Below are 20,026 nucleotides of genomic sequence, written 5' to 3'. Positions count from 1 at the left end.
GACCGGTCGCCCGGGCCAGGCACAGCCACCGATTGCGACAAGCCGCCGAAGGCGTGGTCCTCAGGGTTTTTGCGATTCCGCATCAGGGATTCCCCTGAGGCTCTGCTTCCACTTTCGAATCAGTGGAATCGTCCGCAGTGTCGACGCGGTAATCCCGGCCCGCCGATAGGTTGAAGCCGCGAAGACCGACCCGGGCCGCCCGGGGGCGAAACGCATCTCGATGACACCTCGACCGGACGGCGGTAGTCGACTGATGTTTCGGGCCACCTGGAAAAGCCTGCTGAGTCGCAAGCTACGGCTGGCGATGTCCGCCATGGCGGTCGTCCTCGGGGTCGCCTTCGTCTCCGGCGCGCTTGTCCTCACCGACACCCTGGGCCGCTCCTTCGACTTGATGTTCTCGTCGGTGTACTCGGACACCGATGTGGGCGTGACCGGCACGGCGACAGTGGACGTCGCCGAGGTCGACGGCGGTGCGGCGCCGACACGTGTGCCGGCGTCCCTGATCGACAGAGTCGCGGCGGTGCCCGGCGTGGCGAGGGTGACAGGTGTCGTGTCGGTCGACGGCGTCCGGGTGGTCGGCGGCAACGGCAAGGTCATCCCGTCGGTCGGCGCACCCCGCGTCGGCGAGAACTGGACCGGGGAGAGCCCGCTTGTCAGGTTGCGGGAGGGGCGGGGGCCCCTCGCGCCGGACGAGGTGGCGATCAACGCATCGCTCGCCGAGGCCGGCGGCTTCGCGGTCGGTGACTCGATCGACGTGTTGACGCTCGAGCCTCGGCGCGCCTTCACGCTGGTCGGCATCTTCGGCTACAGCGGCGGGCGGGACACCCTCGGTGGCACCATGTCTGTCGCCTTCACCGAGCCGGTCGCGCAGCGCCTGATGCTCGGCGGTGCTGACGTGTTCAGCAGACTCAACGTGCGGGCCGCGGAGGGGGTCGAGCCGGTCGAGCTTCGCGATCGGGTGCGCGTGACGCTCGGCGGCGAATACCAGGTGAGCACCGGTGCTGACCTGGCCGACGAGGCCGCTGCGGGCTTCCGGGACGGGCTGGCGTTCTTCGGCCAGATCCTGCTCGGCTTCGCCGCCGTCGCGCTGTTCGTCGGCCTCTTCCTGATCCTCAACACGTTCTCGATCATCGCCGCCCAACGTACCCGGGAGATGGCCCTGCTGCGCTCGATCGGCGCCAGCCGCCGGCAGATGCTGCTTTCGGTGTTGGCGGAGGCGACAGCCATCGGGCTGGTTGCCTCGGTGCTCGGTCTGGCTGCCGGAGTCGGCGTCGGCGCCGGGCTGGCGTCCCTGGTCAGCCGCTACAGCGGCAGCCTGACGCTGGCCGGGCTGGGCGTGCCGCCGTCGGCGGTCGCCGCGGCCTTCGGGATGGGCATCGGGGTGACCGTGATCGCGGCGATCGTTCCGGCGGTGCGGGCCTCCCGTGTCCCGCCGATCGCCGCGATGGTGGACACCGCCGGGCCGGACCGGCCGTTGACCCGTCTCGCGACGACCGGTGCCGTGATCAGCGGAGTCGGCGCGGTGCTGCTGGTCCTCGGCCTCACCGATGTGGTGCCCGGCGCGATCGTCGCCGTACTGCTCGGGGTGCTCGCGTCGTTCGTCGGGATTTCGCTGCTCACCCCCGTCATCAGCCGTCCCGCGGTGGCGCTGCTCGGCACGGTCTTCGCCGGCAGCATGCCCGGCCGGCTGGGCCGGCTCAACGCCGGCCGGAATCCGCGCCGCACCGCGATCACGTCAGCCGCGCTGATGGTGGGGATCGCGCTGATCACCGCCGTCAGCGTGGTTCTCGGCTCGGCGTCGGAGAGTATTCGTGGGCTGGCCTCCGGGTCACTGCATGCCGACCTGGTGGTACGCGGTGAGCAGACCGGACTCCAGCAGCCGGGTGTGCGTGCCGAGGTGTTCGACGAGGTGGCGGCGCTGCCCGGGGTGAGGGCGGCGGCAGCGGTCTACCGTGACCAGGCCATTGTCAACGGCGACCAACAGTACGTGACGGTCATCAACGACCTGGGCGCGCTGACCGAGGTCTTCGCGCTGCACCCGGTTCAGGGTGATCCGCGGACGCTCGGGCCCGGGGACATCGTGGTGGATCAGGACCACGCCACCGACCTGGGGTTGTCGCTTGGCAGCCCGGTCACCGTCCAGTTCGCCAAGGGGCAGCAGCGGACGTACACGGTCACCGGCATCTACCCGGAATCCGATCTACCCGGTGGAATGGCCCTGCCGGAGGACGCGGCGCGGTACCTGCGCGCACCGACGATCTCGCTCGGGTACGTGCAACTCGCCGACGACGTGCCGGTGGATCAGGTCAAGCCGCGGATCGAGGGGTTGCTCGCCGAGGATCCAGAGGTCTCCGTTGTCGATCTGTCCAGCTTCGCCAATCAGCAGACCGAGTCGCTCGACCAGATCCGGCTGATGATCCAGATGCTGCTCGGCCTGGCCATCCTCATCGCGATCCTGGGTGTGGTGAACACCCAGGCCCTGTCGGTCATCGAGCGGGTGCGGGAGATCGGCCTGCTTCGGGCGGTCGGGCTGAACCGGACGCAGACCATAAGGATGATCATGGTGGAAGCGGTGATCATCTCGCTGTTCGGCGCGCTGCTCGGTGTGGTCGTCGGAGGTGTCCTGGGGGCGGCGGCCGTGCAGGGTCTCGACGAGGAGGGCATCGGCGAGCTCGTCGTGCCCTGGGGGCAGATGGCGATCTACCTTGCGGGAGCCGGTGTGGTCGGCGTGTTCGCGGCGGTCCTCCCCGCGCTGCGCGCAGCCCGGCTCAACGTCCTGGACGCCATCGCCACGCCATGACGTACCGCCCGCCCCCGGGCCGGCCACCTCGTCGATTCGGTGAACCGGACACGTATCGCGCCGTGCTGTCGAAACGGCGCTTCTTCCCGGGGTCGTGGCGTGCGGCGCATCGCCTTCCGTGCCGTCGCCGACGGAGATAGAACGATCGGTCTTGACCGGAGCGATCCGAGTGGCTACGGTTCTCTAAGAAAGAACGTTCGTTCCACCCTGCGGAGGTCGGGTGGACGGCGGTGACTGAAGGAGAGCGCCATGCCCACCAAGATCACCCTGATCATCGGGAATCCGGCCACCCCCGACGAGTTCGAGAAGGTCTACGCCGACGTGCGTCGGGCCGCAGAGACGCTCCCGAAGCTCCAGCGGACCGAGTCGGCAAAGGTGTGGCCGAAGGAGGACAGCTCGCCCACCCCCGCGTACCGGACGCTCGACCTGTACTTCGCCAGCTACGAGGACGCCGCCGCCGCAGTCGCGACGCCCGTTGCCGGCACCGTCTTCGGCGGCCTCCAGGGCGCTCAGGTGGAGATCACGGGGCTGTTCTCGAACATCGAGTAGCACCCGCGTCGCGACCCGGCGGTGGCTCGACCCCCGCTGGGCGTCCCTTCGCTCGTCGATCAACAGAAGGATGACCATGACCACCGTTGCCGTTCCCGGCATCTCCACGACGGCCGCTGCCCTGCGGCGGTTGTACTTCGGGCGCTTTGCCTTCGCGATCGTCTGGGCTGCCGTGACGTTCCCCCTCGCCAAGCACCTCAACCCCCTCACCGCCGCGCTGCTCGTGGTCTACCCGCTTTTCGACGTGGCCGCCGCCATCGTCGACGTCCGCACGTCCCGGGCCACCGGATCGCCCACCCTGCTGTACCTGAACATCGCGATCAGCCTGCTCGCCGCTGTGGGCCTGGGCATCGCCGGCGCGTCCGGCATCCCGGCGGTCCTGCGCGTCTGGGGCGCCTGGGCGGTCGTGGCCGGGCTGATCCAGCTGATCGTGGGCCTCACCCGCCGCAGGATGGGCGGCCAATGGCCGATGATCATCAGCGGTGGCATCTCGGTGATCGCCGGTGGGTCGTTCTTCGCGGCTGCCTCCGCGGACAACCCCGCGCTCACCAACGCGATCGGCTACGCCATCCCCGGCGCGATCTTCTTCCTCATCGCGGCCATCCGACTCGGCCGCGTCGCGAAGGGAAACTGAGGTGGAGAACTCCACGTACGACGTCGTCGTCATCGGCGCCGGGCCGGTGGGGGAGAACGTGGCCGACCGCGTCGTGCGGGGCGGCCTGACCGCCGCGATCGTCGAGCGGGAACTGGTGGGTGGTGAGTGCTCGTACTGGGCCTGCATGCCGACCAAGGCCCTGCTGCGCAGCCAGACCGCGCTCCGGGCGGCTCGTCAGCTGCCCGGAGCGCGCGAGGCGGTGACCGGCGAGCTGGACGCGGCGGCCGTGCTGCGCCGCCGGGACGAGTTCGCCTCGCACTGGAAGGACGACGGTCAGGTGTCCTGGCTCAACACAGCCGGCATCGCGCTGTACCGGGGCCAGGGACGGATCAGCTCCGACCGGATCGTCGAAGTGACCGCCGCGGACGGCACCACGACCTCGCTCACCGCCCGACACGCGGTCGTCATCGCTACCGGAAGTAGCGCACTGGTGCCGGACATCGCCGGTCTGCCCGAGGCGGCACCGTGGACCAGCCGGGCGGCAGCCGCCGCCAGCGACGTTCCCGGCCGGCTCGCGATCATCGGTGGTGGCGTGGTGGCCGCGGAGATGGCGACCGCGTACGCGGGCCTCGGATCGGTGGTGACGGTGCTCGCGCGGGACGGAGTGCTCAGGCGGGCGGAGCCCTTCGTCGGTGAACGGGTCACGCAGGCCCTGCGGAACGCCGGCGTGTCGGTGCGCCCCGGTGTCGAGGCCACGTCGGTGAGCCGCGACGGCGACGGCACGGTGCGCATCGTGCTCACCGACGGTGCGCAGATCGAAGCCGACGAAATCCTCGTCGCGGTCGGCCGTACGCCGAACACGCACGACGTGGGCCTCGACCGGGTCGGTTTGACGCCGGGTGCCTGGCTCGCCGTCGACGACACCCTGCGGGTGGTCGACGGCGCAGGGGCGTTGGTCGGCGCCGGATGGCTGTACGCGGCCGGGGACGTCAACCGGCGGGCGCTGCTGACCCACCAGGGCAAGTACCAGGCGCGTGCGGTGGGCGACGTCATCGTGGCACGGGCCAGGGGCGAGGCGGCAGACGACCGCCCGTGGGGTCGGCACGTCGCCACCGCCGACGAGCGGGCCGTGCCGCAGGTCGTCTTCACCGACCCGGAGGTCGCGTCGGTGGGGCTGACCGCAGCCGACGCCGCGGCCACCGGGCTGCGGATCCGGGTGGTCGACTACGACCTGGCCGCCGTCGCCGGATCCGCGCTGCACGCCGACGGCTACCAGGGGCACGCCCGGATGGTCGTGGACGAGGACCGGCACGTCATCGTGGGCTTCACCCTCGTCGGTCCGGACGTCGCGGAACTGATCCACGCCGCGACGATCGCCATCGTCGGCGAGGTGCCCCTGGAGCGGCTGTGGCACGCGGTGCCCGCGTACCCGACGGTCAGCGAGGTGTGGCTACGCCTGCTGGAGGCGTACGGCCGCTGACCTGAGCCGTACGCCGACGGGCGTGCTCGCCGGCGGAGCGTCGCTGCGCCGAGAAGAGGACGAAGTCGGCTCGTTGCCCCTGCCGTGGCTGAAGGGCTGTCGCGCTGGGGCTAACGGGCCGACTCTGTCGACTGACGCTCGGAGTTGATTCTGAGGAGCCCTTCGACACCACGCAGGAAGGTCTCGGAGACGAGCGTGGGGTCGGAGAGGCATCCGGCCGCCATGGCACCGTCGCGCAGCATCACGAAGTGGCGCGCCGCAGGATCCGCCGTTCCTTCGTGGACCTGTGCCATGAGGGTGGTGATGGTGTCCAGGAACCATTGCCGGTGGGCCATGAGTTCCTGGTGCACGGGATGGTTCGGGTCGGGATATTCCGCTGCGGCGTTCAGGAACGCACAACCACGGAACCCGGGGGACTGGATGTTCTGAGCGATGGAACCGGCGATGGCCAGAAGGGGATCGGCGGAGGATCGATTGGCGGCGACTGCCTGGTCGACAATGCCGCGCTCCATCTGCTGTACCTCACGCAGGTAGGCCAGGATGAGGTCGTCCTTGCTGGGAAAGTGCCGATAGAAGGTGGCCCTGGTCACCTTCGCCTCGGCGATGATCCGGTCGACGCCGACGGAGTGAATGCCCTCGGCGTAGAAGATCCTGGTCGCCGTCTGAAGAAGCCGGAGTCGTGCCGCAGAGGGCCGGGCATCGGGTTCGTCGCGCGTCACCCGACCATCGTAGCGAATAGAACGTTCGGTCTGGACCGGGCGCGCGGCGTCGAGTTGTCCGCGCGCTCCGGGTCGGGTGCCGGCCGCCGGGATCGCTGACTGGGCGAGCTGCCGGATACCTGCTCCGTCGACCGGCCTTGTCGATCCGGTCCGCGTATCACACGCAGCGGGCGGCGAGGCCTCTCGAAAGGAATTCCAGATGAGCTCTGCTCCAGACATGACTGCCCAACATGCAGGAATGCCGACAATCGTGCTGATCCACGGGGCATTCGCCGACTCGTCGAGTTGGAGTGGGGTGATTGCCAACCTCAAGCGGCGGGGCTACCCGGTCATCGCCGTCGCTAATCCGCTGCGCGGCGTGCAGAAGGACGCCGCTTACATTCGCGCTCTTCTGGACAGCCTGCCCGGACCAGTCGTGATGGCCGCCCACTCCTACGGAGGGGTGGTCATGACCGAGGCCGCGGACGGTGCGTCCAACGTCAAGGCTCTGGTGTACGTCGCCAGCGTCAGCCCGGACGTGGGCGAGAGTGTGGTCGGGTTGCTCGTCAAACACCCCGGAAGTCAACTCACCTCCGCCATCAAGATGGTGCCGATCCCTGCCGACGACGGTGGCACGACAATGGATCAGTACATCCTGCAGGACAAGTTCCCGGAGGTGTTCGCCGCCGACGTCGACCCCGCGACCGCCGAAATCATGGCGGTAACGCAGCGGCCCGCCTCAGCGAGTGCCCAGGAGGAGAATGTGACCAAGGCCGCCTGGAAGACGATCCCCTCCTGGACCCTGATCAGCACGCAGGACCAGGGCATTCCGCCGGACCTGCAGCGTTTCCTGGCAGAGCGGGCGGGATCCACGACAGTGGAGGTCGCCGCCTCCCACGCTGTGGCAGTCTCGCAACCCGGCGCGGTCGCAGACCTCGTCGACACCGCCGCCCGCGCCACCGCGCGTTAGCTGTTCCGCCCAACGGGTCAGGCCCGCGATCCTGAACGTCGCGAGGGCGGGGAATCTCGTTCCCAGGGCTGGGTGCCGCGCCCGCACGGCGCGAACGCGTGCAGCGTGAGCCGGACGCCGTGGAGGCGGTCCCGCCCGAGATCTGGCTGGCCGAGGCGTGAGACACGTTGGCGATCATCGATGTGCCTGTCGCATCGTCGACCTATGACAGGCGTCTGTTCGTCCTCGCTGTTCCGCCGTCCGCGGCCGGGTCCGCTGGCCGTCGTCGTCGTGTCGGCGGCGGTGCTCGCCACCGCACTGGCCGCCGTACCGATGGCCGCTGCCGGCACCGTGGCGTACCCGGGAATCGCCCCGACGCCCGGCGGGGCCCCAGCGGCCGTCGCAGCGCCCAACGCGACCACGCCGCCGACGGTGCCGAGCACGCCGGGCACCTCGCCCTTCCCGCCGAGCGCGCCCACGAACCTGGCCGCCAGCGAGGTCCGGAGCGGGTCGGTCACCCTCACCTGGACGGCCGCCACGCCCGGCTGTTGTGCCATCACCGGCTACGACATCACGTACTACCAGGTGCTTGACGATGTCGTCTACACCGCCAGCGTCGGGGCCGTCACCACCACCACGATCACCGGCTACTTCCGCCCGGGCCTGGAGTACCTCTTCCGGATGACCGCCCGGGACACCCTCGGACACCGCTCGACCTCGACGGCCACCCTGACCGTGGTCATCCCGGTGACGGACACGCCGTCGCCCTCGACCTGCCGGGTGACCTACCGCAACCAGTCCGAGTGGCCTGGCGGTTTCGTGGCCACCCTGACTGTCGAGAACGTCGGGGCGGCGCCCATCGACGGCTGGACTGTCACCTTCGGCTTCCCCGGCGACCAGCAGATCACCTCGGGGTGGAACGCCACGCTCAACCAGACCGGCGCCACAGTCACCGCCGGCAACGTCGACTGGAACCGGGCCCTGGCGCCGAACGGCTCCGCGAGCTTCGGCGTACAGGGGCGGTGGAGCGCCAGTGCCGCGCCGCCGACCAGCTTCTCGCTCAACGGTGCCGCCTGCACGGTGGGCTGATCGTGGCCCGGCCCGTCCCCCGCCCGAGAAGGAGTCGCGTGAACACCTCTTCGACCACACCCCACCGTCGACGCAGGGCCCTGCTCGGGGCGGTCACGGCCGGCATCCTCACCGTCGGCGCCACCCTCGGTGGCACCACCGCGCCCGCCGCCGCCGCGAACACGCTCAGTATGCGGGGGGCCGACGTCTCCTCGTTGCAGCGCAGCCTGGACCTGGGTGCCAGGTACTACGACGCCGGTGGCGTCGCCCGCGACCCGCTCGACATCCTGAAGTCCGTCGGCGTCAACTACGTCCGACTGCGGGTCTGGAACAACCCGAGCAGCGGCTACAACAACAAGAGCAGGGTGTTGGCCCAGGCGCGGGCGGCCAGGGCGAAGGGCCTCAAGGTGCTCATCGACTTCCACTACTCCGACACCTGGGCCGACCCCGGCAAGCAGTACAAGCCGGCTGCCTGGGCCGGCCACACCCTGAGCCAGTTGCGTACCGACGTGTACACCTTCACGTACGACGTCTGCTCCAGCCTCAGCCAGCAGGGCACCCCACCGGACAGTGTGCAGATCGGCAACGAGATCAACGTCGGGATGCTGTGGAACGAGGGCAAGGTCGTCAACAACGACTTCGCCCCGCTGGCCGGCCTGCTGAAGCAGGGTTACAACGCGACGAAGGCGTGCGGCGGCGGCATCCCGGTGATGATCCACACCGCAAACGGCGACAGCAACGCCAACGCCAGGTGGTTCTACGACGGTATCCGCGCCCAGGGTGTGCAGTGGGACATCACCGCCCTGTCGTACTACTGCGTGTGGCACGGCACCCTGGCGAACCTCTACAACAACATCGTCGACCTACGCGGCCGGTACGGTAAGCCGGTGGTGATCGCGGAGACCGCGTACCCCTTCACCCGGAACAACGCCGACAGCGAGCCGAACGCCATCGGCGACGCGACCTGTGACGGCATCAGCGCGACCTGGTCCGGGCAGGCCCAGGAGTTCGACTGGGTGCAGAACACGGCCCGCAACGCGGGAGCGATCGGCGTCTTCTACTGGGAACCAACCTGGTACGCCATCAACGGCAACGGCTGGGACCCGGCCAACATCAACGGCACCGGAAACCAGTGGGACAACATGGCCGTCTTCGACTGGTTCGGGCGGGTGAACCCCGGCGTGCGCTGGACGCCCTGACCCGCACCCGGCGGTGACCGGTGGACGACCACCGCCGGTTCGGCCCGGGGTCAGAGCCGGGAGGTGAAGGTGGCCAGGAAGCGGTGTGGGGTGACCACGCCGGCGTTGTCGAAACAGATCACGTCGACGTCGGCGTTCGTGGTGTACGGCCAGGGCTGGGTGAGGTGGCAGTAGTTACTTCCGGCCCCCTGGGCGACCACCTGGACGTGCGTCTCCTTGAGGCCGACCTGCGGGAAGGTCGCCAGGTAGCGGCCTGCGGGCGCCAGCGGCGCCACAGTGTTCGCACCGACCCCGAGGACCGAATTATCGTTTGTCGGACCGCCGACGGCGGTACCCAGATAACCGAAGTACGACGGTGGGGCGAGGGAGCCGATCACCGGCCGCCGACGGTGGTACGAGAGGGTGAAGTCGGTGTCGATGAACGCGCCGGCCTGGTTGTAGCAGAAGACGTACACCTGCACGTCGGTGCCGACGGCGCTCCAGGAGTAGACCTTGCACCGGCGCGGCCCGGCGTTCGGTTGCCCGGCGGTGACCTGCACGTTTCCGGCGAGCACCCCGCCCAGCCCCACCCCGGGCAGCCGCACCAGGTACTGCCCGACGCCCAGCGGCCCGACAGTGTTCACCACGCCCGTGGAGTTGTACGACTGCGCCACCACGCCGCCACCCCACTGCACGTACGCGTGGGACGTGCCGGCGGGCAGCACGCCCGAGCTGGTCGTCCAGAGCACGGTGAACGGGGTGTCCTCGCGGGTGCCGCCCGGCCGGTGGCACTGCACGTCGACGATCTCGTCGGCGCCGGACTGGAACCAGCGAACCACCTCGCAGTAGTGCCCGGTCCGGTTCACCGGCGTCACGTGCGGCACGCCCCGCGAGCCGGCACCCACCTGGGGGAAACGCACCTGGAAGCGGCCGGGCGCGAGCTTGATGCCCTCGGCCCAGGCGGCCCGGAACGCGGTGATCCGTACCCGCGCTGACGCTCGTCAATGTTGCGAGAGTGCGTCCAGACGTGTTGGAATGGCTCATATCGCCGCAGCGCGGGGGCAACCGCGCTGGGAACGGCAAGCACGGGAGCAGCGCAGTGCCAGCAGCGGCGTCGCCGTGGCGGGCGCTCGCGCATCGCATCGCCGGGTCATCTTCAGGGCGGCGGGCACACTGCCAGGCCGCCATCCGCGCCCGCCGTACGTAGCCCCCGGTCCGTGTCCTCGTCGGCCGACGCGTTCGACGTTCGACAGCCCGGGGCCGTCCGATTCGGTCCGCCAGCGTGCAGAACCGGCGACGAGGTGAGAAGCAGTCATGATTTCCCGAGAGAGTCTCGTGGGTTGGTACCGGCACCGCTTGGTGTGGGTGGCGGTGATCCTGCTGGCGGTGTCGGCCGGCGCTGTCGTCCTCGTCAACCGGACCGACCCGGAGACGAAGCCGGCGGATCTGCAGACGCAGATCGTGGCCCGGATGCGTACCACGCTCGAACAGGTGGACCCGGGCCAGCACAACCACGCCGGGCACGATGCCCAGCAGGCGGCCACCGCGGAGAAGCCTCCGGTGATCTGCGGGGTGCGCGTGTACGGCTACGAGCCGGCCGAGGCGACAGCGCTCGCCGACGTGCGGACGGTGTACGGATTCCACCTGTGCGGGGTCGCCGAGCGGGGGCGTCCCTGGGACGTCGCGGTCAAGCTGGCCGGCCCGGTGATCATGGACATGTCCACCGATCCGCCGGGCATTCAGGTGGTCGAGGCGACCGCTGACGTCAGGTTCGTCGACCGGCTGCGGCAGATGTTCCCGGACAAGTACGAGGAGTTGGCGCTCAAGGAGGCGCTTGCCGAGTCGGAGATGGCCGACCAGCGCCGCCGGTACGACGCCGCGGCCGGGCTCTGACGCCGCCGGTACGACGCCGGGGTTGGGCTCTGGCAAAGCCGGGCGGTCACTCCCGCGCCCACCCGGGCGTCGGATCCGGGCCTGTGGCACCGCAGGCCGGCCCGTATCTGGCCCTTCGACAGTTGTGAACCGGTGCGCCGGTGCGGGCCCATCCGCGCGGCGCCGTCGAGGCGGGGGCCTTTGGCCGCGTCCGAAATTAGACAGATCAACATTGATATTTACAGACATCGATGTAACAGTTGGTTTGGGAGCGTTCCCATTGTGATCTTTAGTACCGAAGAGCGGAGGATGAACAGTGCGTCCACACACGTCCGATCTATCCGGCGGACGATCCCGGTCAACCGTCCGTCGATCCCTCCAAGCGCTCGTCCTGCTGTTCGCCATGGTGGTTGGCACGCTGCCCTTCACCGGGGCGGCCCAGGCGCACGGCACCATCATCAACCCGGCGAGTCGCGCCTATCAGTGCTGGAAGACCTGGGGCAACCAGCACATGAACCCGGCAATGCAGCAACAGGACCCCATGTGCTGGCAGGCGTTCCAGGCCAACCCCGACACCATGTGGAACTGGATGAGCCAGCTGCGCGACGGCCTCGCCGGTCAGTACGAAGCCCGTACCCCGGACGGGCAACTGTGCAGCAACGGCCTGTCCAGGAACGACTCGGTGAACCAGCCGGGTGCGTGGAAGTCGACGCCCGTCAGCCGTAGCTTCACGGTCCAGCTGTACGACCAGGCCAGCCACGGTGCCGACTACTTCCGGGTCTACGTCACCAAGCAGGGGTTCAACCCGAGCACCCAGCGGCTCGGATGGGGCAACCTTGACCTGGTCGCCACGACCGGGCGCTACGCGCCGGCGCAGAACATCTCGTTCAACGTCTCGACCTCCGGGCGCAGCGGAAACCACATCCTGTTCGTGATCTGGCGGGCGTCCCACCTGGACCAGACCTACATGTGGTGCAGCGACATCACCATCAGCTGATCGACAGGAGCGACAACCGCGGCACTGCCCCGGCCCAGGACTCCAACGCCCTGGGCCGGAGCAGTGCCGCTGACCGTTGGGTCACCAGGCCCCTACTGTCGTCGCTCTTCGGACGACCGCGGCGTCACCGCTCGAGGTGGAGTTCGCGGGCGAGCCGGTCCACCGCCTGCTTCGCCTCGACCAGGCTGGCACCGGTCTGGTTGCGGTAGGCGCGAACAGCATGAATCGTCTGGCCGCTCTTGAGATGCCGGACGACTTCCGGGTCCATCGGCTCGGCGATGCCGAGGTGGTCCATTATCAGATCGAGCTTGCGCTGGACGGCCGCGAGTTGCATCGCCGAGCGGCGCTTCTCCTGGGACGCGGCTCCGACCGCAGCCGCGACCGACCCGACAATGGCGATGACGAGAAACGCTACTTCCCACGGACCCATTGGCACATCCAACCACCGGCGCGCAATCGGGGCGCCAGGGCGGTCCAGTGCTACGCGACGACGAGCAGGCCGCCGGTCGGCTGGACAGTGCGTACCCCCGGACGGCGTTTCGCGAGGAGGAACGTCGGCGGCGGGTCGCGACCGATCCGCCATCGTGGTTGCCAGTGGCGTCGGAATCATCACGGCCGCACTGCTCCACCACAGTGGAGTGGATTTTTCGTCGGCGGTGGTCGGGGGAGGCGTGGCCGTCGGCGGGACCATGACACTCGCCCTGGAGGTGCTCAAGTACCTGCGCGGCCGGTGATCTCGATGACCGTGAGACCGGCTCCCGCACCTCCTGGAACCAGCCGTCCGGCCATCGGCGGGGCCGTGACCAGTGCTGTCGATCTCTACGATGTGGTGGTCGTACGAGAGCGGGGAGGGTCGGCCGTGAGCGTCTGCACCACCTGCCGGGTGGAGGATCGGGTCCTGGTGCGAATCGACAGCTGGGGCGTCCCGCACGGCACCTCCGGACACCAGATCAACCACCGCTGGACCAGCCTGTCCGCCTGTCCGCAGTGCGAGACCGGCCGCCTCGTGCGCTTTGACCATGACTGTTTCCACATGCCGTGGGAGGAGCCGTGGGACATGGCCTGGTCCTGGTGGGTCGCCGTCGACGGGGTGCGACGGTTGAAGGCCGCGCTCGCCAGCTGCCCGGACGCGCTGCGGCCGTCGTGCGAGTGCCCGGTGCACCGGTCGCTGCGGGACAGCACCGACAGCTCGCCGTCGCCTGAGGTGCAGGTGACGGTCATGGTGACGGCGGACGGGTTGCCCCAGGTGCGACAGGCACCCGTGCCGTGAGGGTTGTCGTAGGGACAGTGGTTCCGGATTCTGACGTTCTCCGGGCCTGCCGGACCGTGCTCGCCTTTCGAACGTCGGAAACCGCGAGGAACATGACAGGCAACGGGATCGTCGTGCTGTCCGGCCCACCGTGCTCGGGCAAGACCACTGCCCGACAGGTACTGGCCAAGGAACGCGCCTACTCAGGTCGGGTCCACCTGGAGGTGGACTCCCTGTTCGACCTCCTCTTCCCCGAATCCGACCGGAATCGTGACGACCGCATGCACGCGTACGCAGGCGCGCATCTCCTCGCCCGGATGCTTGTCGATCGCGGAGAGACCGTACTCCTCGAATGCACCTACGCTCGCCGTGACCAGCGAGCCAGCCTGGTGGAAGCATTGGCCGGCTCCGCCGCGCCGCTCTGGGTCGTCGAGTTCCTCGTGACTCCCGACGACGCTGCGAGCCGATTCCGGGAGCGCCACCAAGCCACGGATCTCGACGAAGCGCTCGTCCGCGAGCGCGCGGAGGCGTTCCGCTACTTCGACGGCGCACTCCGGGTGGAGTCGTCCGCGGGGACCCCCGAGGAGCACGCGCAGCGCATCAACACGTGGCTGCGTCAAGGCCCTACCCCGGTGGACCAGGACGCCTGGGTGCGGGCCGGAAGAGCCTGGACCTGAGCGCCGCGCTCACCTCGGCCCCGCCGTGCTGCCGAAGGGGCGTCCCGGCGGGGGCCACACCGCGGTCAGCTCAACGTGAACGTCACGTCGTCCACGTCGAAGGCGGTGGCGCCGTTGCCGGCGGTCTCGCTGGCGACGAAACTGACGGTCGCGGTGCGCTCGGTCGTCGCCGTCCCGGTCGCCATCGTGTACTGCCGCCACTGCGCGCCGCCGTCGAAGGCCAGCGAGAACCTGGTCTTCGGGGGGATCCCGGTGACAGCCAGCCCGACGTTCAGGTAGTCGCTGCGGCTGGTCTCGGTGGTGAGGGTCCGGACCCAGAAGCGGACCGTCAGGTCACAGTTGGCCGGCACCGTTGCGGTGGTGCGCAGCAGGTCGCCCCGCGTCACGTCCAGTCCGGCGAAGGTGGCGTACCCGCGTCCGGTGTGTGCGGGTCGGGTCGCGTCGCCGACCACGACGATGCGGGGGCCGGCGGTCCAGCCGGTGGCGCCGTGCTCGAAGCCCGGGTTCGGATGGATCTGGCCGGCGCAGGGCGCGTCCGTCGCCGGCCGGCCGCCGGACGCGCCGCCCGTGGTCAGGAGCAGCATGGCCGCAACCGAGGCGGCGGTGACAAGGGCCTTCATCAGTCCTCCCGAGTCGCGATACATCTGAGTCTGTCGATATATGTCGACCATGGCCGCTGGGCGACGGTGCGTCAAGTCCTTCCCGGCCCCGACCTGCCGCTGGCCCACTGAGGTACTGTCACGCCAGCTCAGCGGCTCGTTGAAGGTGCGTGAGCGGGCACACTGCCGCTGCCTGCGACGCCTCGACCCGCGTGGCCAGAGGAGTGGATGCCCGGATGACGGTAGGGCGGTCAGTGCCCAGCCGAGACGACGTGCTCGGCTACTTCGACACCCTGTCGAACTGGGGACGGTGGGGCGACGACGACGAGCGCGGGACGCTCAACCACATCACCGACGACGTCCGGCTGGCGGCGGCGCGGGCGGTCCGGCACGGCCGGAGCGTGTCGTGCGCGTGGGACATCACCGTGCCGCAGGACATGGAACGGTCGACGACGACGTGCCCCTGCGCCGCCGACATGCCGGGTGCCGAGAACATCCCGGTGCCCGCCTTCCACGCCGACCGGCGTTGGGGTTTCTCGTCCGAACGGCTCGGCCTCACGTTCCACGGCAACACCCTCACCCACGTCGACTCGCCGTGCCACATCTTCTGGGACGGCGCGATGTACAACGGGCGGTCGCATTCGTCTGTCGACGCCGCTGCGGGATCGGCGTGGGCAGCCGTCACGGCGGCGGCGGACGGGATCGTCACCCGGGGCGTCCTGCTTGACGTCGCGGCGGTCCGCGGTGTGCCGTGGCTGGAGCCGGGGGAGGGGGTTTTCCCCGCTGACCTGGAGGCCGCCGAGCGCCGCCAGGGGGTGCGGGTACGACCCGGGGACGCGGTGCTCCTACGGACCGGATTCGGCCGCTCGCGGCACGAGACCGGTGCGGCCATCGGTCTCACGCAGGCCGGCTGGCACGCGTCCTGCCTGCCGTGGCTGCACGAACGGCAGGTCGCGCTGATTGGCGCCGACACGCCCCAGGACGTTCAGCCGTCGGGGTACGACGACGTGTTGATGCCGGTGCACGCGGTGAGTCTCGTCGCGATGGGCCTGTGGCTGCTCGACAACTGCGACCTGGAGGCGTGCGCGAGCACAGCTGCCCAGCTCGGTCAGTGGGACTTCCACCTGGCGGTCGCGCCGGTCCGCTTCGCCGGCACCTCGGGCAGCCCGGTCAACCCCATCGCCACCTTCTGAATCCATCTCCCGGCGGGGGCCGCGAGCGGTCCTCGCCGGAGGCAGCGCGCACGTCGGACTGGCAGGTGCGCGACGATGGCACCGTGTCGATGAAGCGCGTGGAAGACCCAGCCGCCCTGTTGGCCTGGCTCGCCGGCCGGCCCGAGCACGAGACGCACACCGGCTACGCTCCCGCCGGGTGGGGGGCGTCGACGTGGATTCTGCACGCCATGTACGAGAACGCCAGCCACGCCGGGCGGGGCACGCACCATGAGGTGCGCCGCCGCGGGCTCGAATCGGGCGACCTCGCGCCGCTGATCGTCGGCGGGGTGGACCTCGACGATGGCACCATCGACACCGGTACGCCGCTGGGCTTCGTCGTCCGGCCGGGAAGCGCCTGGCGTCGCGTGCTCTGGTCGCAGCAACCGGGACAGGCACCAGATCCGCGATACCCGCCATGCCACCGCTGGTTCCCGCACCAGAGTTGGCCGGTCGCCGTCCAGCCGCCACCCGAAGGTTCCCTGGACGAGGAGAGCCTCACGGCCCTGCTGGACACCCTGTGCCGGCACTCGGTCGACGGGTCGGGCACTGACTGCGTCGCCTTCTTCGCGTCCCTGCCAGCCAACGACTACGACCACGTCCACGTGTGGCGCGGGCCGTTGTCGGCAGTTCCCGAACTGCTCGAGGAGCGCGGCGGCAGCTACCTGTTCTCCCCGACGAATCTGTGGCCCACCGACCGGTCCTGGTTCGTCTGGACGGACTACGACCTGCAGGGCACCAGGGTCAGCGGACCCACGCCCCTGATCGAGGCCGTCCGGAGCAATCCCGTCCTCGAGACGGTGGACTGGCCGGGGTGACGCCGGGCGGCGCTTCGCCGAGCACGGCACAGAGGCGATGAGGTAGCGACACTAGTCGATATTGCTGGATCGGCTGCGAGTGTGCTGGAATGGCTCGCATCGCCGCGGCACGGGGGCAACCGTGCTGGAAACGGGTAGCACGGGAGCAGTGCAGTGCCGGCGTCGCGCCACTTCGGCGCACGACGCCGCATCGCCGGGCCACTGTCACGACGACGGGCAGGTGCCGGTCGTACGTGTCCCCGCCCCGTATTCCCCCGACACCGAGACGCCCACCCCGCCGCCGTGCCGACGCATCGAGATCGGCGACGCGGTGAGCAGCGATCGGGATGTTCGGGGAACGCACTCTGGCCCCGCCCGCCCGCGGGAGGGCCCCACGTCATGGAGGATGACCATGCGCCGTTTCCTCGCGGTGTGCACCGCCGCCCTGATCCTCGGCACCGCTGCCGGCAGCGTCCCGGCCGCCGCGTCCGGTGTCTCCCCGCGTTCGTGTACCCGTGGCCTGCTCTTCTGCGAAGACTTCGAGCGGCTGCCGCCGGGCGGGGCCAGCACCCTGGACTGGGGCGTCGACACGCGCAACGGCACTCTCACCGTCGAGCGTGCCCGCCGCGGCAACCAGGTGCTGCACATCCACACTGTGGACAACGGGCGGGCCTTCCTGCGCGTCGACGATTTCGCCGCGCCGGGCAACCGCTTCTACGGCCGGATGCGGCTGCGCGTCGACGCCTTCCCCACCGCCCCCGACTGGGCGCACTTCACACTGGTGGAGGCGACCGGCACCGGCAGCCCGGAGGTCGTCCGTCCCGTCGGCGGTCAGTACGCACCCACTGTCCCCGGAACCTTCTGGGGGGTGGGCGCCGACGGCGGCCCGACCGGCGACTGGACAAACTGGCGGGAGTCCGCCCCGGTCACCGAGGACACCTGGCAGTGCTTCGAGTGGAAACTCGACCCGACGGACAACCGCGTCTCGGTGTGGATCGACGGCGTGGCGAACCCGGAGTTGACCGCTTCCACGACCGAGCATGGCGGCAACGACGTGCCCTTCGTGCTGCCGACGGTGAACACCGTGAAGATCGGTTGGCAGCTCTACCAGGGTGGCACCACTCCGGGTGAGTTCGACCTCTGGATCGACGACGTCGCGCTCTCCACCAGGAGGCTCGGCTGCTGAGTCCCGCGCAGGTGTCACGGCGGCCCGCTATCTGGGCCGCCGTGGCCGGCCGATATGAGCGGCTTCGGCAGCGGCGCGTCGTCCACCCCCAAGATCCTTTAAAGGCATCGCGAGCGGCACGCGGGAGATCGTTCTTGGCCTGGTCGCGCAGATTGTGCGAGATATGCGACTCGGGTAGGGCGGGAAGTTCGTTGGGTGTCTATGTTCGAGTGACTGTGGGTCGAGTTCACGGGAGGGGCTTCGGATGGGTGCGAAGTTTTCGATCACCGACAATGCGGTCAATCAACACTCGTCGAATCTGGACACTTCGGTCGCGGCGTTGAACAGTCAGGCGCGGTCGTTCATCAGTGCGATCGAGCCGTTGCCGGCGGTGTGGAAGGGTTCGGCGTTTCAGAGTTGGGATCAGTTGACGCAGCGGTGGAACACGGCGATGGCTGATCTGAACAAGGCGTTGACGGATATTACGAGCCGGGTTGGTTCGGCGGGGCAGCTCTATGACACGTACCACTCGGAGCAGACGAGCCAGTTGCAGTCGACGATGGGGTCGGCGAACTGGGACAGTGCGAAGTTCCGGGGCTGACGGGAGAGGGTGCGGGGATCATGGGTGATGTCTTCAGTTACGACGAGTCGACGGCGGGGTCGGCGCAGGGCGATATTGCGTCGGTCGCGAACGGGGTGCAGGCGAGTCTCGATGATCTGACCAACTTCGTCACCCGGGTGAAGGCCAACTGGGAGGGCGACGAGATGGAGATCTACAACGGTATTCAGATGCAGTGGAACACTGCGGCGGACACCGTGAAGCAGATCCTCGACTCGGTCAAGGGTGCTCTGGGTCAGACCACGACGTCGGTGCAGGAGATGCGCGGTCAGGTCCGGGGGACGTTGCAGGGCTAATCGATTGGTACGACCGCGTCCGGGCATCGATCGGGGCCCCGGGCGCGTCGTCGTGGTGGCACACGTCGTCGGGAGTCGACTGCTCGTCCCACGTGACCTTCGGACGGCACTCGACCGGTTGGCTGGCGCTGATCTCAGCAGGGGACGGGGTATACCTGCGTGGTCAGGAAGATTTCCGGGCCTGGCTCGCCGAGCTGAGTGGTCGGGAGCGGCGCCATCCGGGGGGAGCGTTTCGTGTGGACGATGATCGGAAGGCGATCTCCGAGAGGGTCGAGGCGCAGGTGGGCGCCCGGCCGCCGGAGGCCCTGCTCGACGTGTGGACGGGCGTGCGGCCGGTGGACGACGAAGGCGACGTCTACGTCTACGGTCCCGACGAGATCGCCGAGCGCAACCTGACGTACGAGGTCCGGAAATATGCGCCGGGTCTGCTGCTGATCGGCAGCGACGGCGGGGGAGTCGGCCTGTTCGTCGCGACGAACGTCCCCGATCCCGAGGTCGTCCTCATCGATCTCGGGGCGGTGGGCACGTCCGACGGCACGCGCGCCGGTCGGTTGTCGGTCCTGGCGGGGGAGGGCTTCCGTTCGATCAATCCGGCGGCGGAGCACGCCAGGACCGAGGCAGCGGCCGGGCCGATCGACGTCGTGGTCACCCACCACCCCGGCGTGAAGGCGCTTGTGGAGATCCGCAAACTGTTCCACCTCACGCTGCCGATCAGCGCGCTCACCGCCGCGGATGCCCGTTACCCGATGGTGGTCCTCGCCGGCGTCTACCACGGCAAGTACGCCGAGGCCGTCGACCAGATCAACCTGCGCCACCGGTGCCTGGCTGTCCGCCCACACGTCACCGCGTAGAAGGCCCCGGTGCGACCCCGACCCCGTCAGCGGAGATCGGCCGCGCCGTCTGCGTTGCAGACTGTGCGAGATTTGCGACTGAAGTCACCATCGTAGTTCGTCGCACGTCTATGTTCGATATTCGGCGCGGCTGGTTGGCGTGGACACGGGGAGGTCCGGGCGCGATGGCTGAATTCCCAGCGCATTTGTTCAGGATGGATGGTGATCCGTCGGCGGTTCGGTCGTCGGCGGGTCGGTGGCAGGGGTTTGGTGCGGCGGCGTCGCAGGCGGCGGCGCAGATTACGGGTTTGGATACGAGTCAGTTCGTGGGTCCGGAGGCGGATCTGTTCCGGGAGGGCCTGAATGCCCAGATGCCGGGGCATTTGCGGGTGACCGG

At 69.3% G+C, this 20,026-nt stretch carries 22 protein-coding genes; 18 read left to right on the top strand and 4 right to left on the bottom strand.

The genetic code is table 11. The features are described from left to right. Window positions 1–253 precede the first annotated feature (253 nt). The 4 genes from AB0B86_RS32015 to AB0B86_RS32000 all read left to right on the top strand — a co-directional run bounded on the left by AB0B86_RS32015 (window position 254) and on the right by AB0B86_RS32000 (window position 5,424). Window positions 254–2,800, top strand: coding sequence for an FtsX-like permease family protein (locus tag AB0B86_RS32015; protein ID WP_357411977.1), 2,547 nt, complete (start codon window positions 254–256; stop codon window positions 2,798–2,800). Window positions 2,801–3,049: 249 nt separating this feature from the next. Further along, window positions 3,050–3,349: a hypothetical protein gene (locus AB0B86_RS32010; protein ID WP_357411936.1), complete on the top strand. Its 300-nt coding sequence runs from the start codon at window positions 3,050–3,052 to the stop codon at window positions 3,347–3,349. Window positions 3,350–3,425: 76 nt separating this feature from the next. After that, a complete protein-coding gene (locus tag AB0B86_RS32005) occupies window positions 3,426–3,983 on the top strand; it encodes a hypothetical protein (protein WP_357411935.1) in 558 nt (185 codons plus the stop codon). Between the two features lies 1 nt (window position 3,984). Continuing rightward, window positions 3,985–5,424 (top strand): NAD(P)/FAD-dependent oxidoreductase, encoded by a 1,440-nt coding sequence (locus AB0B86_RS32000; protein WP_357420427.1) that lies wholly within the window; start codon window positions 3,985–3,987, stop codon window positions 5,422–5,424. Between the two features lie 110 nt (window positions 5,425–5,534). Here the strand turns inward: AB0B86_RS32000 and AB0B86_RS31995 are convergent, their stop codons facing one another. Continuing rightward, on the bottom strand, window positions 5,535–6,143 hold the full coding sequence (locus AB0B86_RS31995; protein ID WP_357411933.1) for a TetR/AcrR family transcriptional regulator: 609 nt from the start codon (window positions 6,141–6,143) through the stop codon (window positions 5,535–5,537). A gap of 238 nt (window positions 6,144–6,381) precedes the next feature. On the opposite strand from AB0B86_RS31995, the gene AB0B86_RS31990 reads away from it, so the two are divergent. The 3 genes from AB0B86_RS31990 to AB0B86_RS31980 all read left to right on the top strand — a co-directional run bounded on the left by AB0B86_RS31990 (window position 6,382) and on the right by AB0B86_RS31980 (window position 9,338). Continuing rightward, the gene (locus AB0B86_RS31990) at window positions 6,382–7,092 is read left to right on the top strand and encodes an alpha/beta hydrolase (RefSeq protein WP_357420425.1); all 711 of its coding nucleotides are present in this window, start codon (window positions 6,382–6,384) and stop codon (window positions 7,090–7,092) included. A 204-nt stretch (window positions 7,093–7,296) separates the two neighbouring features. Beyond that, the gene (locus tag AB0B86_RS31985) at window positions 7,297–8,160 is read left to right on the top strand and encodes a cellulose binding domain-containing protein (protein ID WP_357420423.1); all 864 of its coding nucleotides are present in this window, start codon (window positions 7,297–7,299) and stop codon (window positions 8,158–8,160) included. Window positions 8,161–8,198: 38 nt separating this feature from the next. Continuing rightward, window positions 8,199–9,338, top strand: coding sequence for a glycosyl hydrolase 53 family protein (locus AB0B86_RS31980; RefSeq protein ID WP_357420421.1), 1,140 nt, complete (start codon window positions 8,199–8,201; stop codon window positions 9,336–9,338). A gap of 50 nt (window positions 9,339–9,388) precedes the next feature. Here AB0B86_RS31980 and AB0B86_RS31975 read toward each other — a convergent pair whose 3' ends face one another. Beyond that, window positions 9,389–10,201: a hypothetical protein gene (locus AB0B86_RS31975; RefSeq protein WP_357420419.1), complete on the bottom strand. Its 813-nt coding sequence runs from the start codon at window positions 10,199–10,201 to the stop codon at window positions 9,389–9,391. A gap of 430 nt (window positions 10,202–10,631) precedes the next feature. Here AB0B86_RS31975 and AB0B86_RS31970 point away from each other — a divergent pair, with 430 nt between their 5' ends. Further along, entirely contained in the window at window positions 10,632–11,210 is a 579-nt protein-coding gene (locus AB0B86_RS31970) for a hypothetical protein (RefSeq protein ID WP_357411928.1), read from the top strand. A 382-nt stretch (window positions 11,211–11,592) separates the two neighbouring features. Further along, window positions 11,593–12,186, top strand: a complete 594-nt coding sequence (locus AB0B86_RS31965) for a lytic polysaccharide monooxygenase (RefSeq protein WP_357411927.1) — start codon at window positions 11,593–11,595, stop codon at window positions 12,184–12,186. Window positions 12,187–12,310: 124 nt separating this feature from the next. On the opposite strand, the gene AB0B86_RS31960 is transcribed toward AB0B86_RS31965, so the two are convergent. After that, window positions 12,311–12,616 (bottom strand): hypothetical protein, encoded by a 306-nt coding sequence (locus tag AB0B86_RS31960; RefSeq protein WP_357411926.1) that lies wholly within the window; start codon window positions 12,614–12,616, stop codon window positions 12,311–12,313. A 429-nt stretch (window positions 12,617–13,045) separates the two neighbouring features. Here AB0B86_RS31960 and AB0B86_RS31955 point away from each other — a divergent pair, with 429 nt between their 5' ends. Both AB0B86_RS31955 and AB0B86_RS31950 read left to right on the top strand, forming a co-directional pair. Then, on the top strand, window positions 13,046–13,456 hold the full coding sequence (locus AB0B86_RS31955; RefSeq protein WP_357411925.1) for a hypothetical protein: 411 nt from the start codon (window positions 13,046–13,048) through the stop codon (window positions 13,454–13,456). A gap of 92 nt (window positions 13,457–13,548) precedes the next feature. Continuing rightward, the gene (locus tag AB0B86_RS31950; protein ID WP_357411924.1) at window positions 13,549–14,112 is read left to right on the top strand and encodes an AAA family ATPase; all 564 of its coding nucleotides are present in this window, start codon (window positions 13,549–13,551) and stop codon (window positions 14,110–14,112) included. Between the two features lie 65 nt (window positions 14,113–14,177). Here the strand turns inward: AB0B86_RS31950 and AB0B86_RS31945 are convergent, their stop codons facing one another. Further along, window positions 14,178–14,732, bottom strand: a complete 555-nt coding sequence (locus AB0B86_RS31945) for a hypothetical protein (RefSeq protein WP_357411923.1) — start codon at window positions 14,730–14,732, stop codon at window positions 14,178–14,180. A gap of 215 nt (window positions 14,733–14,947) precedes the next feature. Here AB0B86_RS31945 and AB0B86_RS31940 point away from each other — a divergent pair, with 215 nt between their 5' ends. The 7 genes from AB0B86_RS31940 to AB0B86_RS31910 all read left to right on the top strand — a co-directional run. Next, the gene (locus AB0B86_RS31940; protein ID WP_357420417.1) at window positions 14,948–15,904 is read left to right on the top strand and encodes a cyclase family protein; all 957 of its coding nucleotides are present in this window, start codon (window positions 14,948–14,950) and stop codon (window positions 15,902–15,904) included. Window positions 15,905–15,987: 83 nt separating this feature from the next. Next, complete coding sequence (locus AB0B86_RS31935; RefSeq protein WP_357411921.1) at window positions 15,988–16,740, top strand: hypothetical protein; 753 nt, start codon at window positions 15,988–15,990, stop codon at window positions 16,738–16,740. A 391-nt stretch (window positions 16,741–17,131) separates the two neighbouring features. Continuing rightward, on the top strand, window positions 17,132–17,905 hold the full coding sequence (locus tag AB0B86_RS31930; RefSeq protein WP_357411920.1) for a hypothetical protein: 774 nt from the start codon (window positions 17,132–17,134) through the stop codon (window positions 17,903–17,905). Between the two features lie 244 nt (window positions 17,906–18,149). Next, window positions 18,150–18,485, top strand: a complete 336-nt coding sequence (locus AB0B86_RS31925; RefSeq protein ID WP_357080014.1) for a WXG100 family type VII secretion target — start codon at window positions 18,150–18,152, stop codon at window positions 18,483–18,485. A 20-nt stretch (window positions 18,486–18,505) separates the two neighbouring features. Continuing rightward, on the top strand, window positions 18,506–18,799 hold the full coding sequence (locus AB0B86_RS31920) for a WXG100 family type VII secretion target (protein WP_357080017.1): 294 nt from the start codon (window positions 18,506–18,508) through the stop codon (window positions 18,797–18,799). 236 nt (window positions 18,800–19,035) lie between these two features. After that, entirely contained in the window at window positions 19,036–19,650 is a 615-nt protein-coding gene (locus AB0B86_RS31915; RefSeq protein ID WP_357413803.1) for a hypothetical protein, read from the top strand. Window positions 19,651–19,814: 164 nt separating this feature from the next. Then, window positions 19,815–20,026, top strand: a 212-nt coding sequence (locus tag AB0B86_RS31910; protein WP_357413805.1) for a hypothetical protein, incomplete at its 3' end; no start/stop codon positions are given.

It is taken from the genome of Micromonospora sp. NPDC049047, assembly GCF_040649135.1.
GTDB lineage: Bacteria > Actinomycetota > Actinomycetes > Mycobacteriales > Micromonosporaceae > Micromonospora.
This window is presented reverse-complemented; position numbering and strand designations above follow the sequence as displayed.